This is a genomic window from Mesorhizobium sp. ESP-6-2 (genome assembly GCF_020164675.1).
Classification (GTDB): Bacteria; Pseudomonadota; Alphaproteobacteria; order Rhizobiales; family Rhizobiaceae; genus Mesorhizobium.
This window is the reverse complement of record NZ_JAIUGT010000007.1, coordinates 265,900-282,172: the sequence shown is the minus strand read 5'-3', so window position 1 is coordinate 282,172 and position 16,273 is coordinate 265,900. Positions and strand designations below refer to the sequence as shown.

Annotated in this window: 17 protein-coding genes and 1 pseudogene; 9 read left to right on the top strand and 9 right to left on the bottom strand. The window is 64.3% G+C overall.

Going from position 1 to position 16,273, the window contains the following annotated elements; translation table 11 throughout:
• Positions 1-31 precede the first annotated feature (31 nt).
• A complete protein-coding gene (locus tag LB532_RS20145; protein ID WP_140639632.1) occupies positions 32-1,216 on the top strand; it encodes an MFS transporter in 1,185 nt (394 codons plus the stop codon).
• 114 nt (positions 1,217-1,330) lie between these two features.
• Here LB532_RS20145 and LB532_RS20140 read toward each other — a convergent pair.
• Positions 1,331-1,675 (bottom strand): annotated as a pseudogene (locus LB532_RS20140) (GNAT family N-acetyltransferase); the annotation flags it as partial.
• 181 nt (positions 1,676-1,856) lie between these two features.
• Here LB532_RS20140 and LB532_RS20135 point away from each other — a divergent pair.
• On the top strand, positions 1,857-2,846 hold the full coding sequence (locus tag LB532_RS20135; RefSeq protein WP_181169371.1) for a hypothetical protein: 990 nt from the start codon (positions 1,857-1,859) through the stop codon (positions 2,844-2,846).
• 59 nt (positions 2,847-2,905) lie between these two features.
• On the opposite strand, the gene LB532_RS20130 is transcribed toward LB532_RS20135, so the two are convergent.
• A complete protein-coding gene (locus LB532_RS20130; RefSeq protein ID WP_140639633.1) occupies positions 2,906-3,355 on the bottom strand; it encodes a GatB/YqeY domain-containing protein in 450 nt (149 codons plus the stop codon).
• 278 nt (positions 3,356-3,633) lie between these two features.
• Between LB532_RS20130 and carA the strand changes: the two genes are divergently transcribed.
• A complete protein-coding gene (carA, locus tag LB532_RS20125) occupies positions 3,634-4,845 on the top strand; it encodes a glutamine-hydrolyzing carbamoyl-phosphate synthase small subunit (RefSeq protein WP_140639634.1) in 1,212 nt (403 codons plus the stop codon).
• A 13-nt stretch (positions 4,846-4,858) separates the two neighbouring features.
• Here carA and LB532_RS20120 read toward each other — a convergent pair whose 3' ends face one another.
• The 3 genes from LB532_RS20120 to mntR all read right to left on the bottom strand — a co-directional run bounded on the left by LB532_RS20120 (position 4,859) and on the right by mntR (position 7,868).
• On the bottom strand, positions 4,859-6,232 hold the full coding sequence (locus LB532_RS20120; RefSeq protein ID WP_263487655.1) for a TCR/Tet family MFS transporter: 1,374 nt from the start codon (positions 6,230-6,232) through the stop codon (positions 4,859-4,861).
• A gap of 49 nt (positions 6,233-6,281) precedes the next feature.
• A complete protein-coding gene (locus LB532_RS20115; RefSeq protein WP_140639636.1) occupies positions 6,282-7,214 on the bottom strand; it encodes a neutral zinc metallopeptidase in 933 nt (310 codons plus the stop codon).
• A gap of 204 nt (positions 7,215-7,418) precedes the next feature.
• Positions 7,419-7,868, bottom strand: a complete 450-nt coding sequence (gene mntR / locus LB532_RS20110; RefSeq protein ID WP_181169357.1) for a manganese-binding transcriptional regulator MntR — start codon at positions 7,866-7,868, stop codon at positions 7,419-7,421.
• A 232-nt stretch (positions 7,869-8,100) separates the two neighbouring features.
• Between mntR and LB532_RS20105 the strand changes: the two genes are divergently transcribed.
• From LB532_RS20105 to LB532_RS20095, 3 genes are all read left to right on the top strand, one after another.
• Complete coding sequence (locus tag LB532_RS20105) at positions 8,101-9,465, top strand: Nramp family divalent metal transporter (RefSeq protein WP_140639638.1); 1,365 nt, start codon at positions 8,101-8,103, stop codon at positions 9,463-9,465.
• 46 nt (positions 9,466-9,511) lie between these two features.
• Positions 9,512-10,354, top strand: a complete 843-nt coding sequence (locus LB532_RS20100) for a protein-L-isoaspartate O-methyltransferase family protein (protein ID WP_181169358.1) — start codon at positions 9,512-9,514, stop codon at positions 10,352-10,354.
• Positions 10,355-10,455: 101 nt separating this feature from the next.
• On the top strand, positions 10,456-11,106 hold the full coding sequence (locus LB532_RS20095) for a dihydrofolate reductase family protein (RefSeq protein ID WP_140639639.1): 651 nt from the start codon (positions 10,456-10,458) through the stop codon (positions 11,104-11,106).
• 61 nt (positions 11,107-11,167) lie between these two features.
• Here LB532_RS20095 and LB532_RS20090 read toward each other — a convergent pair whose 3' ends face one another.
• Positions 11,168-12,076: a LysR substrate-binding domain-containing protein gene (locus LB532_RS20090; RefSeq protein WP_224557092.1), complete on the bottom strand. Its 909-nt coding sequence runs from the start codon at positions 12,074-12,076 to the stop codon at positions 11,168-11,170.
• Positions 12,077-12,132: 56 nt separating this feature from the next.
• On the opposite strand from LB532_RS20090, the gene LB532_RS20085 reads away from it, so the two are divergent.
• On the top strand, positions 12,133-12,732 hold the full coding sequence (locus tag LB532_RS20085) for a LysE family translocator (protein ID WP_140639640.1): 600 nt from the start codon (positions 12,133-12,135) through the stop codon (positions 12,730-12,732).
• 62 nt (positions 12,733-12,794) lie between these two features.
• On the opposite strand, the gene LB532_RS20080 is transcribed toward LB532_RS20085, so the two are convergent.
• The gene (locus tag LB532_RS20080; protein WP_140639641.1) at positions 12,795-13,589 is read right to left on the bottom strand and encodes an SDR family NAD(P)-dependent oxidoreductase; all 795 of its coding nucleotides are present in this window, start codon (positions 13,587-13,589) and stop codon (positions 12,795-12,797) included.
• Positions 13,590-13,780: 191 nt separating this feature from the next.
• On the opposite strand from LB532_RS20080, the gene LB532_RS20075 reads away from it, so the two are divergent.
• Positions 13,781-14,245 (top strand): MarR family winged helix-turn-helix transcriptional regulator, encoded by a 465-nt coding sequence (locus LB532_RS20075; protein WP_140639642.1) that lies wholly within the window; start codon positions 13,781-13,783, stop codon positions 14,243-14,245.
• 41 nt (positions 14,246-14,286) lie between these two features.
• Here the strand turns inward: LB532_RS20075 and LB532_RS20070 are convergent, their stop codons facing one another.
• Complete coding sequence (locus tag LB532_RS20070) at positions 14,287-15,465, bottom strand: MFS transporter (protein WP_140639643.1); 1,179 nt, start codon at positions 15,463-15,465, stop codon at positions 14,287-14,289.
• Between the two features lie 194 nt (positions 15,466-15,659).
• On the opposite strand from LB532_RS20070, the gene LB532_RS20065 reads away from it, so the two are divergent.
• The gene (locus tag LB532_RS20065) at positions 15,660-16,016 is read left to right on the top strand and encodes an ArsR/SmtB family transcription factor (RefSeq protein WP_140639644.1); all 357 of its coding nucleotides are present in this window, start codon (positions 15,660-15,662) and stop codon (positions 16,014-16,016) included.
• A gap of 47 nt (positions 16,017-16,063) precedes the next feature.
• Here LB532_RS20065 and LB532_RS20060 read toward each other — a convergent pair whose 3' ends face one another.
• Entirely contained in the window at positions 16,064-16,204 is a 141-nt protein-coding gene (locus tag LB532_RS20060; protein ID WP_224557090.1) for a hypothetical protein, read from the bottom strand.
• Positions 16,205-16,273 lie beyond the last annotated feature (69 nt).

Genomic DNA, 16,273 nt, shown 5'->3' with positions numbered 1-16,273 from the left:
GAGGCCTGCATTCGAGGATTTAATTCCCGCCATGTCGCTTCCGCTCATCGCCCTGTTCATCGCTGCCTTCGCTTTCGGCACCACCGAATTCGTCATCGCCGGCGTGCTGCCACAGGTGGCGCAAGGGCTTGGCGTTTCGGTTCCGACATCGGGCTACCTCGTCTCCGGCTATGCCTGCGGCATCGCCATCGGCGGTCCGCTTCTGGCGCTTGCCACCAAGTCCTTGCCGCGCAAGACCTTGCTGCTCGGCCTCGCCGTCGCCTTCACCATCGGTCAGGCGGCCTGCGCGCTGGCGCCCGACTTCACCTCGATGCTGCTTCTGCGCATTGCCGTCGCAGTCGCGCATGGCGCTTATTTCGGCGTCGCCATGGTGGTGGCGGTCGGGCTGGTGCGCGAGGACCAGCGCGGCATGGCGGTGGCTGTCATCCTGTCGGGCCTCACCGTCTCCAACGTGATCGGCGTGCCGGCGGGCACTGCCATCGGCAACATCTGGGGCTGGCGCGCGACCTTCTGGGTTATGTGCGCATTGGGCGTGGCGGCCACGCTTGCCATGGCAGCCCTTTTGCCGCGCACCACGGGCTATCAGGCCAAACCCGCCGGCCTCGCCCGCGAGGTCCGCGTGCTTGCCCGCCAGCAGGTCTGGACCTCGCTGATCCTGATGCTGATGCTGATGATCGGCCAGTTCGGCCTGTTCACTTACATCACCCCGACATTGCTCGAGATCACCGGCCTCGACGAGAACCTGGTGCCCTGGGTGCTCTTGCTCAACGGCGTCGGCGCCACGCTTGGCGTCTTCCTCGGCGGCAGGCTAGCCGACTGGAAGCTGATGCCCTCGCTGATCACCATGCTGGCCCTGCAGGCGGTGACGCTTGCGGTGATCTATGCCGTCAGCCCCTATCCCGTGCCGATGATCGTGGCGATCGTCATCTGGGGCGGCCTCAACTTCGCCATCGGTACGCCGATCCAGACCCGCATCCTGTCCTGGACTGCGGATGCCTCGAACCTGGCCTCCTCGCTGATCCCATCTGGCTTCAATGTCGGTATAGCGCTCGCGGCATCGCTCGGTGCCGCCATGCTCAATGGCGGCTACGGTTATCGCAGCCTGCCGCTGCTTGGCGCTGTGGCGATGCTCGTCGCCGTCGCGGTGGCGCTCGCCTCGCACATCTGGGAGTGGCGCAGCAACGCCACGCCACCGCTGACGGCAGCGGCTGAGTAGATTATCCGCGCCACGACATCCACCACCGATCATGCCTGATCCGGGCGTCCACCGGCGCAAGCACGACGCGATGAACAGCCATGTCTCGCCTGGCGGCTGCGCAGCTCCAACGCATTACAGATCGATGCGGAACCGCAGGCTCTCCGCTCCGCCATAGGCGGCATCTTCGAGGAAACGTTCGACCAGTCTGCCGCCGTTGGCCAGGATCACTTTGTGCGAGGCCGAATTGCCAGGTTTTGCGGTGATGTCGACATGAGCCAGGCCGACCGCCCTCGCCTCATCCAGCATCAGCCGCAGCGCTTCCGTCGCGTAGCCGCGTCGCTGTTTCCACGGCACCACGGCGTAGCCGATATGGCCAAGCACGTGCGGCGGCAGCGCCGACGTGCCCTTCTGCCAGCGCAGCCCGATCGAGCCTGACGCCTCGCCGTCCCACATCCAGCGCCTGATGCTTTCCCGACGGAGGGAGGAGGCGTGGGCGCACCGGAATCAGACAATATCCTAATGCTGGCGGGTCGAAAACGCGCATACGTGCCGGGAATGCTGAACAAGATGTGTTTCGCCGGCCGGCGTAAGCCGATTTATGATCGTGCCGGAGGTGATTCACCGCCAAACACAAACGCTTGACAGGAGACCGGGTCTGGTGCGGTTGATATCTATCCCGCTGGGTGTCGTCGCCAGCCTCTTCCTCGTTGTCGTCGCTTTGACGGCACGGTCCTTTGCCGCGCCGTCGGCCATTCCGGCCTGGCTGCAGGCCCATGTCGGCGAAGGTGATGGCCAGATCTCAGCTGTGGTCCTGGAGCGGGCCCGAGCGCTTTACCTGAAGAAAGTCGGCGCAGGAGCCGTTAACAATCCCTGCTACTTCGCCATGGATGCGACGCGCCCTAGCGATCTGGGGAACAACAAACTGGGTCACCGTTATTACATCATCTGCGAGGCCAGCCAGGCGTTTCGCGCGGTCTCGGCAGGCCACGGCAGCGGCCGGAATCTGAAGGGCATCGCCGATTTCGCCAACGGCAAGCGCTGCGCGAAGAACTTCGGCAATGCGCTGGATTCGTCACTGACCGCCGGCGGCGCCTATATGACCGGCGAGGCCAAAACCTCGTTCAAGGGCTATTATCGCACCGCGGCGAAGCAGGACGTGGCTTTCATGCGTACCTTCGTGCAGTTCGATGGCGAGGGCGAGGCCGCGAACGCCAGGCAGCGCGTGATCGGCGGGCATCCGGCGGAGGTGCTGAAGGGAATGTGTCTTCGCAAAGACCCGGCCAGCTCGCATGCCGACCATGCCGGCTACGTGCCGTTCGGCAAGCTGGTGGATTATGCCGGCGGCCGCAGCAATGGCTGCACCAGTTGGTCGGCGGCGGATGCGCAGCAGATCATCCCGATGGTGAAGGACAATCCGACGACGCTCTACATCTACCCTGAATCGCGCGACATCGCCGCCGTTGCGCAAATCGTGGCGGCGGGTCGTTCGCTGTCGGGCGCTGGGCCCTATTGGAACGCATCCTGCCTAAAGGAAATCGGCTCTCCGAAATTCTGGCCACGAAAGACGCTCGAGCCGATCATTGCCCAATACAGGAAGGACCACCCGGCACCGCCGCCGCAGCCGGTGCCGATCTGCAAGGAGCCGTGAGGTTCGCCCGCAGTGCCGAATTGCGGGACTTTGCAAGCCAATGGGAGCAGCACAGCACCCTACTGCAGCAGGCTCTTGACGATGCCGCTCGCCTTGCCGAAATCTATCTGGCCGGCATATTTCTGCTTCAGCGTCGCGATCACCTTGCCCATGTCTTTCTGGCTGGCGGCACCGGTCGCCGCGATCGCCTCGCGCGCCGCGGCGGTGATTGCGGCATCGTCGAGCTGCGTCGGCAGGAAATCGCGGATGATCGCCATCTCGCCGCGCTCCTGCGCGGCCAGTTCCGGACGCTTGCCGTCTTCGAAGGCCTTGGCCGATTCTTCGCGCTGCTTCACCATCTTGGCCAGGATCTGCAGGATCTCCTCGTCGCTGGCCGGCTCCTTGCCGGCACCGCGATTGGCGATGTCGCGATCGTGGATGGCGGCCTGGATCAGCCGCAATGTCGGCAGCCGGTGCTTGTCCTGCGCCTTCATCGCGCTCTTCAGGGATTCGGCGATTTTTGCGCGCATCGTGCTCTCTCCTTCGGTCGGCGCGGACAATAGCGCCGGGTGCAGGCCAACGCAAACCCTGATATGTCGAGGCAAGCCTATGATATTGCTCAATGAAATAAATCGCAGCGGCATTTCCCATCATCATTGACCGACCTGCCCCCTTCCCCTATGTACTGGGCCTTGCATGAACTGAAGCTTGAGTGCGTGGAGGCCGCGAATTCGCCGCTCCGCGCCGTTTGCCGCGCAAATGGCCCGCCGGGCCTTTTTGAAGCGCGCGGCCTGATAGGAGTGCCGCCATGGCCGACACCGCGTCTACCCCCGCTTGGGCCACCGAGAAACCGACGGCATTGCTGGTGCTGGCCGACGGCACCGTCATTGAGGGTCGCGGCCTGGGCGCAACGGGTTCGGCGGTCGCCGAGGTCTGCTTCAACACTGCGCTTACCGGCTATCAGGAGATCCTGACCGATCCGTCCTATGCCGGCCAGATCGTCACCTTCACCTTCCCGCATGTCGGCAACATCGGCACCAATGGCGAAGACATCGAGGACCTCAATCCGGCCGCCCGCGCCGGCGCCGTCGGCGCCGTGTTCAAGGCCGACGTCACCAATCCCTCCAACTACCGCGCTGCCGGCCACCTCGACCAATGGCTGAAGAAGCGCGGCATCGTCGCACTCTCGGGCATCGACACCCGCGCGCTGACCGCGCTTATCCGCGAAAAGGGCATGCCGAACGCCGTTATCGCGCATGCGCCCGACGGCGTCTTCGATCTCGACGACCTGAAACGCCGCGCCGCCGCGTGGTCGGGCCTGATCGGCCTCGACCTCGCCAAGGAGGTCACGTCAGGCCAGTCCTCGGTGTGGCGCGAGACGCCTTGGGTGTGGGACGAGGGCTTTGGCGAACAGGACGAGCCCTCCATGCATGTCGTCGCCATCGACTATGGCGTCAAGCGCAACATCCTGCGCCTGCTTGCGGGGCTTGGTGCCAAGGTGACCGTGGTTCCGGCCAAGACCGGCGCCGAGGAAATCCTCGCCATGCATCCGGACGGCATCTTCCTGTCCAACGGCCCCGGCGACCCTGAAGCCACCGGCGCCTACGCCGTGCCGGTCATCCAGGACCTGCTCAGGACCGAGATTCCGGTGTTCGGCATCTGCCTCGGCCACCAGATGCTGGCGCTGGCGCTGGGCGGCAAGACCGCCAAGATGCATCAGGGCCATCACGGCGCCAATCACCCAGTCAAGGACCACACCACAGGCAAGGTTGAGATCGTCTCGATGAACCACGGCTTTGCCGTCGACGCCGACTCGCTGCCGTCAGGCGTCGAGGAAACCCATGTCTCGCTGTTCGACGGCTCGAATTGCGGCATCGCGCTGACAGGCCGGCCGGTATTCTCGGTCCAGCACCACCCCGAGGCCTCGCCCGGCCCGCAGGATTCGCATTATCTGTTCCGCCGCTTCGTCAACCTGATCCGCGAAAAGCGCGGCGAGGAACTGCTGGCCGAACGGGCTTAGTCCCGACAGACCCTCATACTCGTGCCCCATCTTCCGCGACGCCTTTGGTGATGGTTCCGAGTGCCGCGGGCCTCGCCACTTTCGTAACGAAGACGACGAGCGCCAGCACCAGGAAAACCGCGCCAACCAGGTAAGGCGCACCGCCGAAGGTCACTGGCGCGCTTGGCCCGGTGAACCAGGAAAAGATCGCGGTATAGAGCAGCGGCGTGATGATCGATGTGATCGAGAAGATCGACGTCATCGCGCCTTGTAATTCACCCTGCGCCGAAGGCGGCACCTTGGCGGCGGCGAGGCTCCTGAGCGGCGGGTCGGCCAGCGCTTCCAGGCAGCCGACGACGATCACCGCATAAATCATCCAACCCTGCGTCGCGAAGGCGTAGCCGAAAGCACTGAGCGCCGTGAACGCAAGACCGATAACCGCCGTCCTCCACTCGCCAAGCCTGGGAATGATGCGTGGCAGCACCGTTGCCATGACGATGGCACCGCACAGGCCGAAAGCGCCGAGCGAAAAACCGATCTGCCGCTCGTTCCAGCCATAGCGATAGCTGGAGACGAACGACCAGACCGCCGGATACATCATGTGGCCGAGCGTCATCAGGAAGAAGACGAGCCCGATCCAGCCAATGCCTTGATATTGGCGCATCTGCAGAAGCGTGCCGACCGGGTTGGCGCGCTTCCACTCGAAGCGGCGGCGGTGCTTTTCATCGAGCGTTTCGGGCAGCAGGAACAGCGCGATCAGGAAGTTCACAAAGGCAAGTCCGGCGGCGAAATAGAACGGCACGCGCGGCCCGAAGGTGCCGAGCAGCCCGCCAAGGACCGGCCCGATGACGAAGCCCACGCCGAAGGCGATGCCGAGCAGGCCGAAATTCTTGGCCCGGTTCTCATCGTTCGAGATGTCGGCGATGAAGGCTGATGTGGTCGAATAGCTGGCGCCTGAAATGCCGGCCAGCACGCGCCCGATGAATAGCATCGGGTAGGACCAGGCTAGGGCGCAGATCAGATTGTCGATGGAAAACGTCAGCACGGAGGCGAGAAGGATCGGCCGCCGGCCGAACCGGTCGCTCAACCCGCCCATGATGGGCGCGAAGAAGAACTGCATGGCCGCATAGACGAAGAACAGCCAGCCGCCTTCGATCGCCGCCTCCGAGACGCCGACGCCGGTCAACTCCTGCAGATAGGCCGGCAGCACCGGCATGATGATGCCGAATCCGATGATGTCGAGGAGCAGCGTCGTGAAGACGAGCGCAAGCCCCCGCTTTGCGGTTTTGGGATCCATCATGGGTTCGTCTGCTCCTTCCCGGCGCCTGGCGCGCAGGCGGAGGCACTTATAGGCGAGCCGGCCGTCAGGAACAATGAGGGAACAAGCAGGACGTTTGCATCCTGACATCCCCTGACGACATCCTTGCCGTCAGGTCACCCGTGACAGAACCGGATGCTCAGATCGGGTTGTTGAACGTGTCGCAGTCGGAAAGCTTGCCGCTCTTGTAGCCGCGCGCCAGCCAGGTCTGCCGCTGCGCCGACGTGCCGTGGTTGAAGCTTTCCGGCACCACATAGCCCTGCATTTTCTTCTGCAGTGTATCGTCGCCGATCTGCCTGGCGGCATTGAGCGCGCTTTCCATATCGCCTTGCTCCAATATGCCCTTCTGCGCCGTGTAATGCGCCCAGACGCCGGCGAAGCAGTCGGCCTGAAGCTCGACGCGCACCGACATTTGGTTGGCTTCGGCCTCGCCCATGCTTTGCCGCATCTGGTTGAATTTGGACATGATGCCGGTCAGATTCTGCACGTGATGGCCGACCTCATGCGCGATCACATAGGCCCGCGCGAACTCGCCCGAGGCGCCGAACTGCTGGTCCAGTTGCTGGAAGAATGTCATGTCGAGATAGACCTTGTGGTCGCCGGGGCAATAGAACGGTCCGGCCGCCGACGAGGCGAAGCCGCAGGCCGAACGGATCTGCCCGCTGAACAGCACCAGCTTAGGGTCCTCATAGGTCAGTCCGTTGGCCTTGAAAATGCCGGTCCATGTGTCCTCGGTCTCGGCCAGCACGGTTGCTACGAACTGCTTCATCTCGTCGGAAGCCGGCGCACCGGTGCCGCCGTCCTGGCTGCCGCTGTTGTCCGTTATCTCGCCACCGCCAGGCAGCAGGCCTCCACCGCCGCCGCTCAGCACCTGGATCGGATCGATGCCGAAGGCTTTCAGGCCAAAATAGAGCACGACGAGGATGATGATGGTCGAGATCGACATGCCGCCGCCGCTGCTGCCGCCGATCGGAATGCGGAACTGGCCGGGTCCGCCGCCCCCAAATCCGCCGCCGCCGCTGCTGCGCTGGTCCTCGACATTGTCACTCTGACGACGGCCTCTCCAGAGCATGGCAACTCCCCGCGCTGCGAATTTACTGGTCGATCCGGCGCGAGGCCGGCTCCACCTCATAACAATTATCTCAATGGTTGCGCCAAGTCACAGCATTTTTCGCAGCCGTGGCCATGCTGGCATGATGGCTCCGCTGCTCTGGCCGCGACTGCGGAATGTCTATGGCATCGCCGGCGAAACGAGCCCAACGGCTTGGCAAAGTCCCTAGCCCGCCGTCATCGCCTTGCGGAACGCTTCCAGCGTCTCGGCGCTGACATGGTGCTCTATGCCCTCGGCATCGATGCGCGCCGTCTCGGCGCTGACGCCGAGCGAACGCAAAAAAGCCTCCACCGTCTGGTGGCGAATGCGGCTCTCTTCCGCGACCTTGCGGCCGGCTTCGGTGAGGAACACGCCGCGATAGGGCTTTCTGGAGACCAGCCCGTCGGCACACAGCCTGGTCAGCATCTTGGCCACTGTCGGTTGAGCGACCCCCAGCCTGGCTGCGATGTCGACCTGGCGGGCCTCGTTGCCGTCCTCGATCAGGTCGGCGATCAACTCGACATAGTCCTCGACGAGCGCGCCGCGGCGCGCTTCGCGCGTCTGCCGGAACCCTTCCGAATGGACATCGGCATCGGGCAGCGGCTCACGCGGGACCGGTCTGTTCTTCAGCGCCAATACGCGCTCCTCCTTGGCTGCCCGAAGATTGAATCGGCCCGCATTCATAGCACGGGCCCCGACAATCCTGGCGTTTATTTGCATTCGGGCCCAGGCGCAACCGCATCGCCGCCGCGTCGGAGCACGATCGATCACATCACAAAAGCATGATCAATGAAATATAGCATATTGCATAATGTTGAGCCGTGGCATAGATAGGAGACATCCTCCATTGCATCAAGCGGAATTCGCCATGTCCGAGACCGACGCCACCGCCATAGCCAGAGCCACGTGGCGGTTCGACAGGCCAGGCGATGAGCAGCCGAGCCTGCGCGAGGTCAATTCGTCGATCGCCGTACCGAATTCGGGCGTCTGGTTCCGCCGCCTATTCGCTTTCATGGGGCCGGGCTACATGGTCTCGGTCGGCTATATGGACCCGGGCAACTGGGCGACAGACCTCGCCGGCGGCGCCCAGTTCGGCTACACGCTGCTGTTCATCATCATGCTGTCCAACCTGATGGCGATCCTGCTGCAGGCGCTGGCCGCGCGTCTCGGCATCGCCACCGGCCGCGACCTCGCCCAGGCCTGCCGCACATATTACCCGCGTCCGGTCAACTTCGTGCTGTGGATCGCCTGCGAGCTCGCCATCATCGCCTGCGACCTCGCCGAAGTGATCGGCACCGCGATCGCGCTGCAACTCCTGTTCGGCATTCCGCTGATCGGCGGCGCCATGCTCACCGCGCTCGACGCCTTCCTGGTGCTTTTGTTGATGAACAAGGGCTTCCGCTATCTCGAAGCCTTCGTCGTCGCGCTCCTGGTCATCATCTTCAGCTGCTTTGCCATCCAGATCTTCGTCGCCGCGCCGCCGGCCGGCACGATCCTGCATTCGATGTTCGTGCCGTCATCCGAAATCGTCACCAATCCGGCGATGCTCTACATCGCCATCGGCATCATCGGCGCAACCGTCATGCCGCACAATCTCTATCTGCACTCCTCGATCGTGCAGACCCGCGCCTATGAACGCACCGACAAGGGCAAGCGCGACGCCATCAAATGGGCAACGACGGACTCGACCATCGCCCTGATGCTGGCCCTGTTCGTCAACGCCTCGATCCTGATCGTGTCGGCGGTCGCCTTCCACAACACCGGCCATCAGGACGTCGCCGAGATCGGCCAGGCTTTCGAACTGCTGTCGCCGCTGCTCGGCCTGAGCATCGCCTCGATCCTGTTTGCCGTGGCGCTGCTTGCCTCCGGCCTGAACTCGACGGTGACCGCCACGCTTGCCGGCCAGATCGTCATGGAAGGCTTCCTGCGCCTGCGCATCCCGCAATGGGCGCGGCGCCTGCTGACGCGCGGCCTCGCCATCATCCCCGTCGTGGTCGTCACCGCACTCTACGGCGAAAAGGGCACCGGCCAGTTGCTGGTGTTCAGCCAGGTGATCCTGTCGATGCAACTGCCCTTCGCGGTGATCCCGCTGGTCCAGTTCGTCTCTGACAGGAAGAAGATGGGCAATCTCGCCATTCCGCGCGGCATTGCGGCGCTCGCCTGGGTGGTCGCCACCATCATCCTGGTGCTCAACTTCAAGCTGCTCTACGACACGCTGTTCGGGATCGGCTGAGATCGGCCGCGACAAAGACGCGGCCCGCGCTATTTTCCGGTCGGTCATGACCACGATAGCCCAATCCCGAAGCTTCTATGCCAAGCTGATGGCTGCCCAGGCGCATTCCGCCGATCCGCGTCTTGAAGAGGTGTTCGCGGCCGTGCCGCGCGAGGCGTTTGTCGGTCCCGGCCCATGGACGATCGTCGCCGGCAAAGGCGTTATAGAGACGCCGAGCGCCGATCCCAGCTTCATCTACCAGAACGTGCTGGTGGTGCTCGATGCCGACAAGGGCATCAACAATGGCGAGCCGTTCCTGCACGCCATGTGGATCGGGAAACTCGCGCCCAGACCCGGCGAGGCTGTCACTCACATCGGCGCGGGCACCGGCTACTACACGGCTTTGCTGGCCAGGTTGGTTTCACCTGGCGGCACCGTTGCCGCCTTCGAACTGGACGCCGATCTTGCCTTGCGGGCCAAGGCAAACCTTGCGGCCTACGAGAACGTCGCTGTCATTCCTGGCGATGCCGTCACATCGGATTTACCGCCATCGGATGTCATCTATGTCAATGCCGGCGTCGCGGCACCTCCACCCGGCTGGCTCAAGGCGCTGAAGCCGGAGGGCCGGATGATCTTCCCGTGGTGCCCGGCCGAGCGCGTTCCCCTGGCCGTTCTGGTGACCCGCACCGAAAAAGGCTTTGCCTGCGACCCTTTCATGCGCTCCTGGTTCATCCCTTGCTCCGGCGCCTCGGTTGCAAGTCTCGCGGCAAAAATCCCGACACGCGACCAGGCCGCGCGCAGCCGCTCGATCTGGCTGACGGCGGACAAGTTGCCGGACCGCACCGCCACCGCAATCTTTGAGCATGTCTGGTTTTCGTCACGCAGCCTCGATGCGCGGCCTCGGGGCTGACGCACCGAAATTCGGCACGCGCTGTCGGACGGCCAGCCAGTCATCCGTCCTTGGGCTGAAGTCCGGCCCGACGGCGTGGATCGAAACAGGAGGAGCATCCCATGAGAAAGATCATAGCGGCGACATTCATCAGCCTCGACGGCGTCATGCAGGCGCCGGGCGGCCCGGAGGAGGATCCCGTCGGCGGCTTCAAGTTCGGCGGCTGGACGTTCCATTATTTTGACGAAGTGGCGGGCGCGGCGATGGATGAACTATTCTCCAAACCCTTCGCCCTCTTGCTCGGCCGCAGAACTTACGACATCTTCGCCGCGTATTGGCCGTATCAGAAAGATCCGATCGCGGATGCCTTCAATCCTGCGACCAAATACGTAGCGACGCATCATCCGGATTCGCTCACCTGGCAGAACACGCAATCGCTTGGGCCTGATATCATCCCGGCGTTGCGCCGCCTCAAACAGGAAGAGGGACCTGACCTGCTCATCCAGGGATCGGGCAATCTGATCCGGACCCTGCTAGCCAATGGGCTGGTCGACGAAATTCGGCTGATGATCTTCCCTCTGTTGCTGGGCAAGGGCAAGCGGCTGTTCGGCGATGACGCGATTCCGGCCGCCTTCAAGCTGACCCGCTCGCAGACTTCCAACACCGGCGTCATCACGGCGACCTACGAGCGCGCCGGCGAAATCAAGACCGGTTCCTTTGTCACGGGGGAGCCATCCGACGCCGAGCTCGAGCGGCGCAGGACCTGGAAGTAAACGCTTCTTTTTCTCTTCTCCACGAACGTGGAGGAGAGGAAACCAGGTTCTGAAAAATCCCTCAAGCTGCCTGCGGCCGGCGCGCCAGCCCGTCGCGTATATGCCGTGCGAACGCCTGCGCCGCCGGGCCGACGCCGTGCCTCGGCAGATGCAGGTTGATCGAGAAATTCGGCAGCGGCGGCAGGCCGGACCCGGACGGCAATATGTCGAGATCGGCCGGCACCGTGGAGGCTAGCCAGGTTGTGACGGCCAGGTCGGAACGCACCGTTGCGGTCGTCGCGTCGATATTGCCGTTCTCGAACACGGTGCGCCATTCCAGCCCATGCTCGTTGAGCGCCGAGAGCACCACCGGCCGGAAGGCGCAGCTGTCGGCGACCATCGAGACCGGCAGGGGGCGCTTGGCACGCGCGACACCCCCCTTGGCCCCGACCCACACCAGCCGATCGATGGCGAGGCATTCGCCATCCGATGCCCCTACCGGTTCCTCGATGACCGCCAGGTCGAGGGTGCCGGCCGCGAGCGCCGCGGCCAATTCCGGTGAGGAGGCGCAGACCAGCGATATCTCGACCTGCGGATAGGTTTGCGCATAGGTCTTCAGCACCGGCGCCAGCGTCGTGCCGACAAGGTCGTAAGGCACGCCGAACCGCACATGGCCGGCCACGGCATTGGCAGCCATTTCGGCCCATATCTCGTCATTGAGGCTGAGCAGCCGCTTTGCCTTGCCGAACAGCCGCTCGCCGGAAGAGGTCAGCCGCAAGCCGCGCCGGTCGCGCTCGAACAGGCTGCGGCCGAGTGCCTCCTCCAGTCGCCGGACCTGCTGGCTTACGGCGCCTTGGGTCAGGTGCAGCGCATTGGCCGCCGCCGTCATGCTGGCCTTGTCCGCGACCGTGACGAAGGTTCGCATGAGCGTCGTATCGAGGTTGCGGATCATGCATGCATTATAGATGCTAATGTTTGTCATGGCAAACATTGCATTTACTGATATGCGGATGCATCTAACATGGGGCCTCCGACAGAGGACGCCGCATGCTCCACCCCGTCATCCCCCTGATCCTGTTCGCCCTGGTGGCGACCAGCACGCCCGGCATCGCCACCACCTTGTCGACGGCGTCGGGCGCGCAGTTCGGCTTTCGCCGCTCTATCCCGCTGGTGGTCGGCAGCGCGGCCGGCTTGGCCACAGTCACCGGGGCGGCGGCCGCCGGACTGGCCGGCCTGCTTCTCGCCATGCCGTCCTTGCAGCTTGCCATGAAGATCGCCGGCTCACTCTACCTTGTCTGGCTGGCGCTCAAGATCGGTCGTGCCGGGGCGCCCAAGTTCGACCTGACGATGGTCAAACCGAACAGTTTTCTCGGCGGTGCCGGCATTCAGTGGATGAACCCCAAGGGTTGGGCGATGGGGCTTGGAGCCGCGGCATCCTTCGCTGCACTCGCCGACGGGCCGGCGCGGCTGGCGCTGCTGCTCGGCTCCACCTTCGGCCTCACCGCCGCCTTCTCGCTGTCGCTATGGTGTGTGGCCGGCATGCTGCTCGCCCGGCTGCTGAAGACCGAGCGGCAATGGCGCGCGCTCAATATCCTGCTTGGCCTGGTGCTGGCGGCATCGATCATTCCGATGTGGCGGCAGGCGTAAGATGGGCCTGCAGAACCTGGGTTCCTCGCCCCCGCAAGGCGAGGCGAGGAACCCAAATCTCGTCAAACCGCGTAGCGCGCGGCCGGCTTGTCGGCGTGCAGGCTGCCGTAGAAGATCTGCCGGGCGCCAAGGAAGGCGTCCAGCTTGGCCGTATCGGCAAGCGCGGGCACGGTGACGGCTTCGCCCCTGGCCAAGCCGACAAGGGCAGCATCGACCATATCGTCGGCGGTCATGATGATTTCCTTCGGAAGCTGGTCGATATCGCTTCCTGCGGCTTCCCAGAAATCGGTCCGGGTCGCCCCCGGCAGCACCACCTGCGCCTGTACGTCGGTGCCGGCGACCTCGCGCTGCAGGGCTTCGGTGAAGTTGACGACATAGGCCTTGGTGCCGCTGTAGATGCCGCCGAACGAGGTGTCGAAGGCCAGCACCGAGGCGATGTTGACGATAGCGCCGCGGTTGCGCGCGAGAAATCCCGGCAGCACCGCGCGGGTCAGCCGCGTCAAAGTGATGACATTGACCTTGATCATGCGTTCAGCCGCATCGGCGTCAGCCGTCGCAACCACCTGTGCACCGCCAAGCCCGGCATTGTTGACCAACAGCGTGACGCTGTCATCCGTCGATATCGCCCGCTCCACCCGCCGCACATCATCGTCGTCGGCCAGATCGGCACTGATCACGCTGACCTTGCGGCTGTAGGCATAGCGCAGCCTTTCAGCCAAATCCTCGAGCCGGTCGGCGCGGCGCGCCACCAGCACCAAGTCATGTCCCTGCCCCGCCAGCCGGTCGGCATAGACAGCGCCGATTCCGGAGGAGGCGCCGGTGATGACGGCCGTGCCCTTGTTCTCATTCTTGCTCATTGTGTTGTTCCTTTTCGCTCTTCGCTCTGGTTCGGCTTCGACGGATGCGCCGGCTGCCGAGCTTCTCGATCGTCAATTGATGGCATATGCCACTTTTGGCGAAATAGGTATATGCCACTATCTTGTCAACGGCGGCCGCGAAAACTATTTCTGCGGCAGGCTGGCACAGTCTTTGCCAGCGAGGAGTTGACATGACCGACCTTCAGCAACCGGGATTCAGCCGGTGCAACAATGCCACCTTGCGGCGCACCGCGCGCAGGCTCGGCCGCTTCTACGACGACGCACTTGCGCCTTCCGGGCTGAAAGGCACGCAATTTGGCCTGCTCTTTCAGATCGGTGCCAGCAGCGAACCGGCGATGGGGACCGTTGCCGATGCGCTGATCATGGATCTCTCCGCGCTCGGCCACACGCTGAAGCCGCTGGTCCGCGACGGCTATGTCGAAACCTTCCCCGACAAGGACGATCGCCGCGTCAAGCGCGTCCGGCTGACGCCGCACGGCCAGGCCAAGCTCGAAGAGGCGATTAGGTTGTGGAGTGTCGCCCAGCAGCGCTTCGAGGAGATGATCGGCGCGGAGCAAGCCGCGAAGCTGCGTGCGACGCTGGATGCTGTGGCCTCTCTGGAACTCGAAATGCCGGCGGCCGCTCCTTCCAGCTGAAGCGGCCGCGATAGAACCAGCGACGAAAAGCTCGGCGCCCTCTACTCCGCCGGCATGGCGACCGGCCGCGCCAGCATCCGGCCGGCCAGCACGATGCCGAGCCCGACGATCGGGAAGACGGCCGCGATGAGGCCGAGATCGGCCGGCCCGCCATAGCGCAGCACGGCGCCGCCAACCACCGCGCCTAGTGCCACGCCGAGATAGAGCGCGGAGGCGTTGAGCGACAGCACGATCGGGGCGGCGTCCGGGGCGAGCTTGATGATGCGGCTCGCCTGCGCCGGCGGGAAGGCCCAGCCGACGATGCCCCATGGCACCATCATGCCCATCAGCGCCGGCCCGGCGAGATGATGCGGCAGAAAGGCCGGGATCAGCGAGAAGGTGACGAGCATGGCAGCGCTCAGCGCCAGCGACCAGCCGACGGTGCGCGTGGCGCCGAAGCGGTCCGCGGCCTGGCCGCCGGCGATGTTGCCGATCACGGCGCCGACACCAAAGGCGAGCAGCATTCCGGGCAGCGCTATCGGGGAGAGCCCGCTGGCTTCGATGGCCAGCGGCGCGATGAAGCTGAACACTGTGAATGCGCCGATGAGGGCAAGCGTGGTCGTCACCAGGATCGGCATAACGCCGGGACGCATTGCCGCCGCCAGCCGGCGCTTCAGCGGCAGCTTGGTGCCGATGATGCCGCGCGGCAGCCGGTACCAGAGGATGGCGCCGGCGAGCGCGCCGAGGCCTGCGATGGCATAGAACGTTCCGCGCCAGCCGGCTATCGCCGCGACCAGCGCACCGAGCGGAGCGCCCACCGCCACCGCCACCGTGGTGCCGCCGACGACGACGGCAATGGCGCGGGCCCGGTGGTGGTCATCGACCAGCGCCACCGCCGTGCCTTGCGCGGTCGCCGCGAACAGGCCCGACGACAGCGCCATGATGATGCGCGCGGCGAGCAGCACTTCGAAGGAGGAGCTCAAGGCCGCGGCAACATTGCCGATGACGAAGAACACCAGCGTCCACAGGATGACGCGGCGCCGGTCCCATTCGCCGGTCAGCGTCGCCAGGATCGGCGTGCCGACCGCATAGGCGAGCGCGAAGGCGGTGATCAGCGTGCCGGCGAGCGGGATGGAGATGCCGGCATCCCTGGCGATGTCGGGCAGAAGGCTGGAGATGACGAAGCCTTCGGTCGAGATCGCAAACGATCCGAGCGCAAGCCAGAAGATCCGCTTGTCCATGGCGATGTGTCCTTAGTTCAAAAGTTATTGAACAATTGGACATAACCCGGCAGGATGTCAATGAAGCCAGGAAAAATTAGCACAACCATCCTGACAGCCCTGTGTCAGCACGGTCGTGAAAGGGAGAGCGGAGTGCACGGCAGACGCGGAGTGGATGCGTTGAAATCGGCCGGAACTGTGCTTACGTTGCAGCCATGAGCCTGCCACATCCCAATACGGACCAGATCAGCCTGCCGATCGTGCTCGCCGTGCTCGGCGACCCGACGCGGCTGGCGATCGTGCGTTATCTCGCCAGCAAGGAAGGCGTGCCGCTGAACTGCAGCAAATTCCTCGATCTCGGCTCGAAGACCAATCTGAGCTACCATCTGGCAAAGCTGCGCGAGGCCGGCGTGACCCGTGCAGAAGTGGCCGGCACAAACCGCATGATCACGCTGCGCCGCGCCGATCTCGATGCCCGCTTCCCCGGCCTGCTTGACAGCGTCATTGCCGCTGCCGGCGACGACCCGGCGCTGCCGGCGGTCGGCGGCCACGATATGGAAGTGCCGGCCTGACCCTTTCCCCTCCCTCGCGAAGCGGGGGAGAGCGACTGTCTGGGATGTCAAGTTGCAATTGCGAACTCGTTGCGCGCATCGCGTGCTTTTGCATTGAGGATGACCAGGAGTTTTCCGGCGAGTGCTCCTCCGATGATCGCCTTCACGCAGATCCGTCCCTGCCGGAAGAAAATCTCGCTTCTGGACATGGCGCAGCGTCGTCGCCTATAAAATCGGCTTCGCGTGTGGCGGCGTTTTCGTATCTGGCGGTGCCTTTG

Excerpts from the sequence above, each read along its gene's own strand:
- LB532_RS20145 (WP_140639632.1), top strand. The coding sequence starts at position 32 with ATGTCGCTTCCGCTCATCGCCCTGTTCATCGCTGCCTTCGCTTTCGGC.
- LB532_RS20130 (WP_140639633.1), bottom strand. The coding sequence starts at position 3,355 with ATGCGCGCAAAAATCGCCGAATCCCTGAAGAGCGCGATGAAGGCGCAG.
- carA (WP_140639634.1), top strand. The coding sequence starts at position 3,634 with ATGGCCGACACCGCGTCTACCCCCGCTTGGGCCACCGAGAAACCGACG.
- LB532_RS20120 (WP_263487655.1), bottom strand. The coding sequence starts at position 6,232 with ATGTCAGGATGCAAACGTCCTGCTTGTTCCCTCATTGTTCCTGACGGC.
- LB532_RS20115 (WP_140639636.1), bottom strand. The coding sequence starts at position 7,214 with ATGCTCTGGAGAGGCCGTCGTCAGAGTGACAATGTCGAGGACCAGCGC.
- LB532_RS20105 (WP_140639638.1), top strand. The coding sequence starts at position 8,101 with ATGTCCGAGACCGACGCCACCGCCATAGCCAGAGCCACGTGGCGGTTC.
- LB532_RS20100 (WP_181169358.1), top strand. The coding sequence starts at position 9,512 with ATGACCACGATAGCCCAATCCCGAAGCTTCTATGCCAAGCTGATGGCT.
- LB532_RS20095 (WP_140639639.1), top strand. The coding sequence starts at position 10,456 with ATGAGAAAGATCATAGCGGCGACATTCATCAGCCTCGACGGCGTCATG.
- LB532_RS20090 (WP_224557092.1), bottom strand. The coding sequence starts at position 12,076 with ATGTTTGCCATGACAAACATTAGCATCTATAATGCATGCATGATCCGC.
- LB532_RS20085 (WP_140639640.1), top strand. The coding sequence starts at position 12,133 with ATGCTCCACCCCGTCATCCCCCTGATCCTGTTCGCCCTGGTGGCGACC.
- LB532_RS20080 (WP_140639641.1), bottom strand. The coding sequence starts at position 13,589 with ATGAGCAAGAATGAGAACAAGGGCACGGCCGTCATCACCGGCGCCTCC.
- LB532_RS20075 (WP_140639642.1), top strand. The coding sequence starts at position 13,781 with ATGACCGACCTTCAGCAACCGGGATTCAGCCGGTGCAACAATGCCACC.
- LB532_RS20070 (WP_140639643.1), bottom strand. The coding sequence starts at position 15,465 with ATGGACAAGCGGATCTTCTGGCTTGCGCTCGGATCGTTTGCGATCTCG.
- LB532_RS20065 (WP_140639644.1), top strand. The coding sequence starts at position 15,660 with ATGAGCCTGCCACATCCCAATACGGACCAGATCAGCCTGCCGATCGTG.
- LB532_RS20060 (WP_224557090.1), bottom strand. The coding sequence starts at position 16,204 with ATGTCCAGAAGCGAGATTTTCTTCCGGCAGGGACGGATCTGCGTGAAG.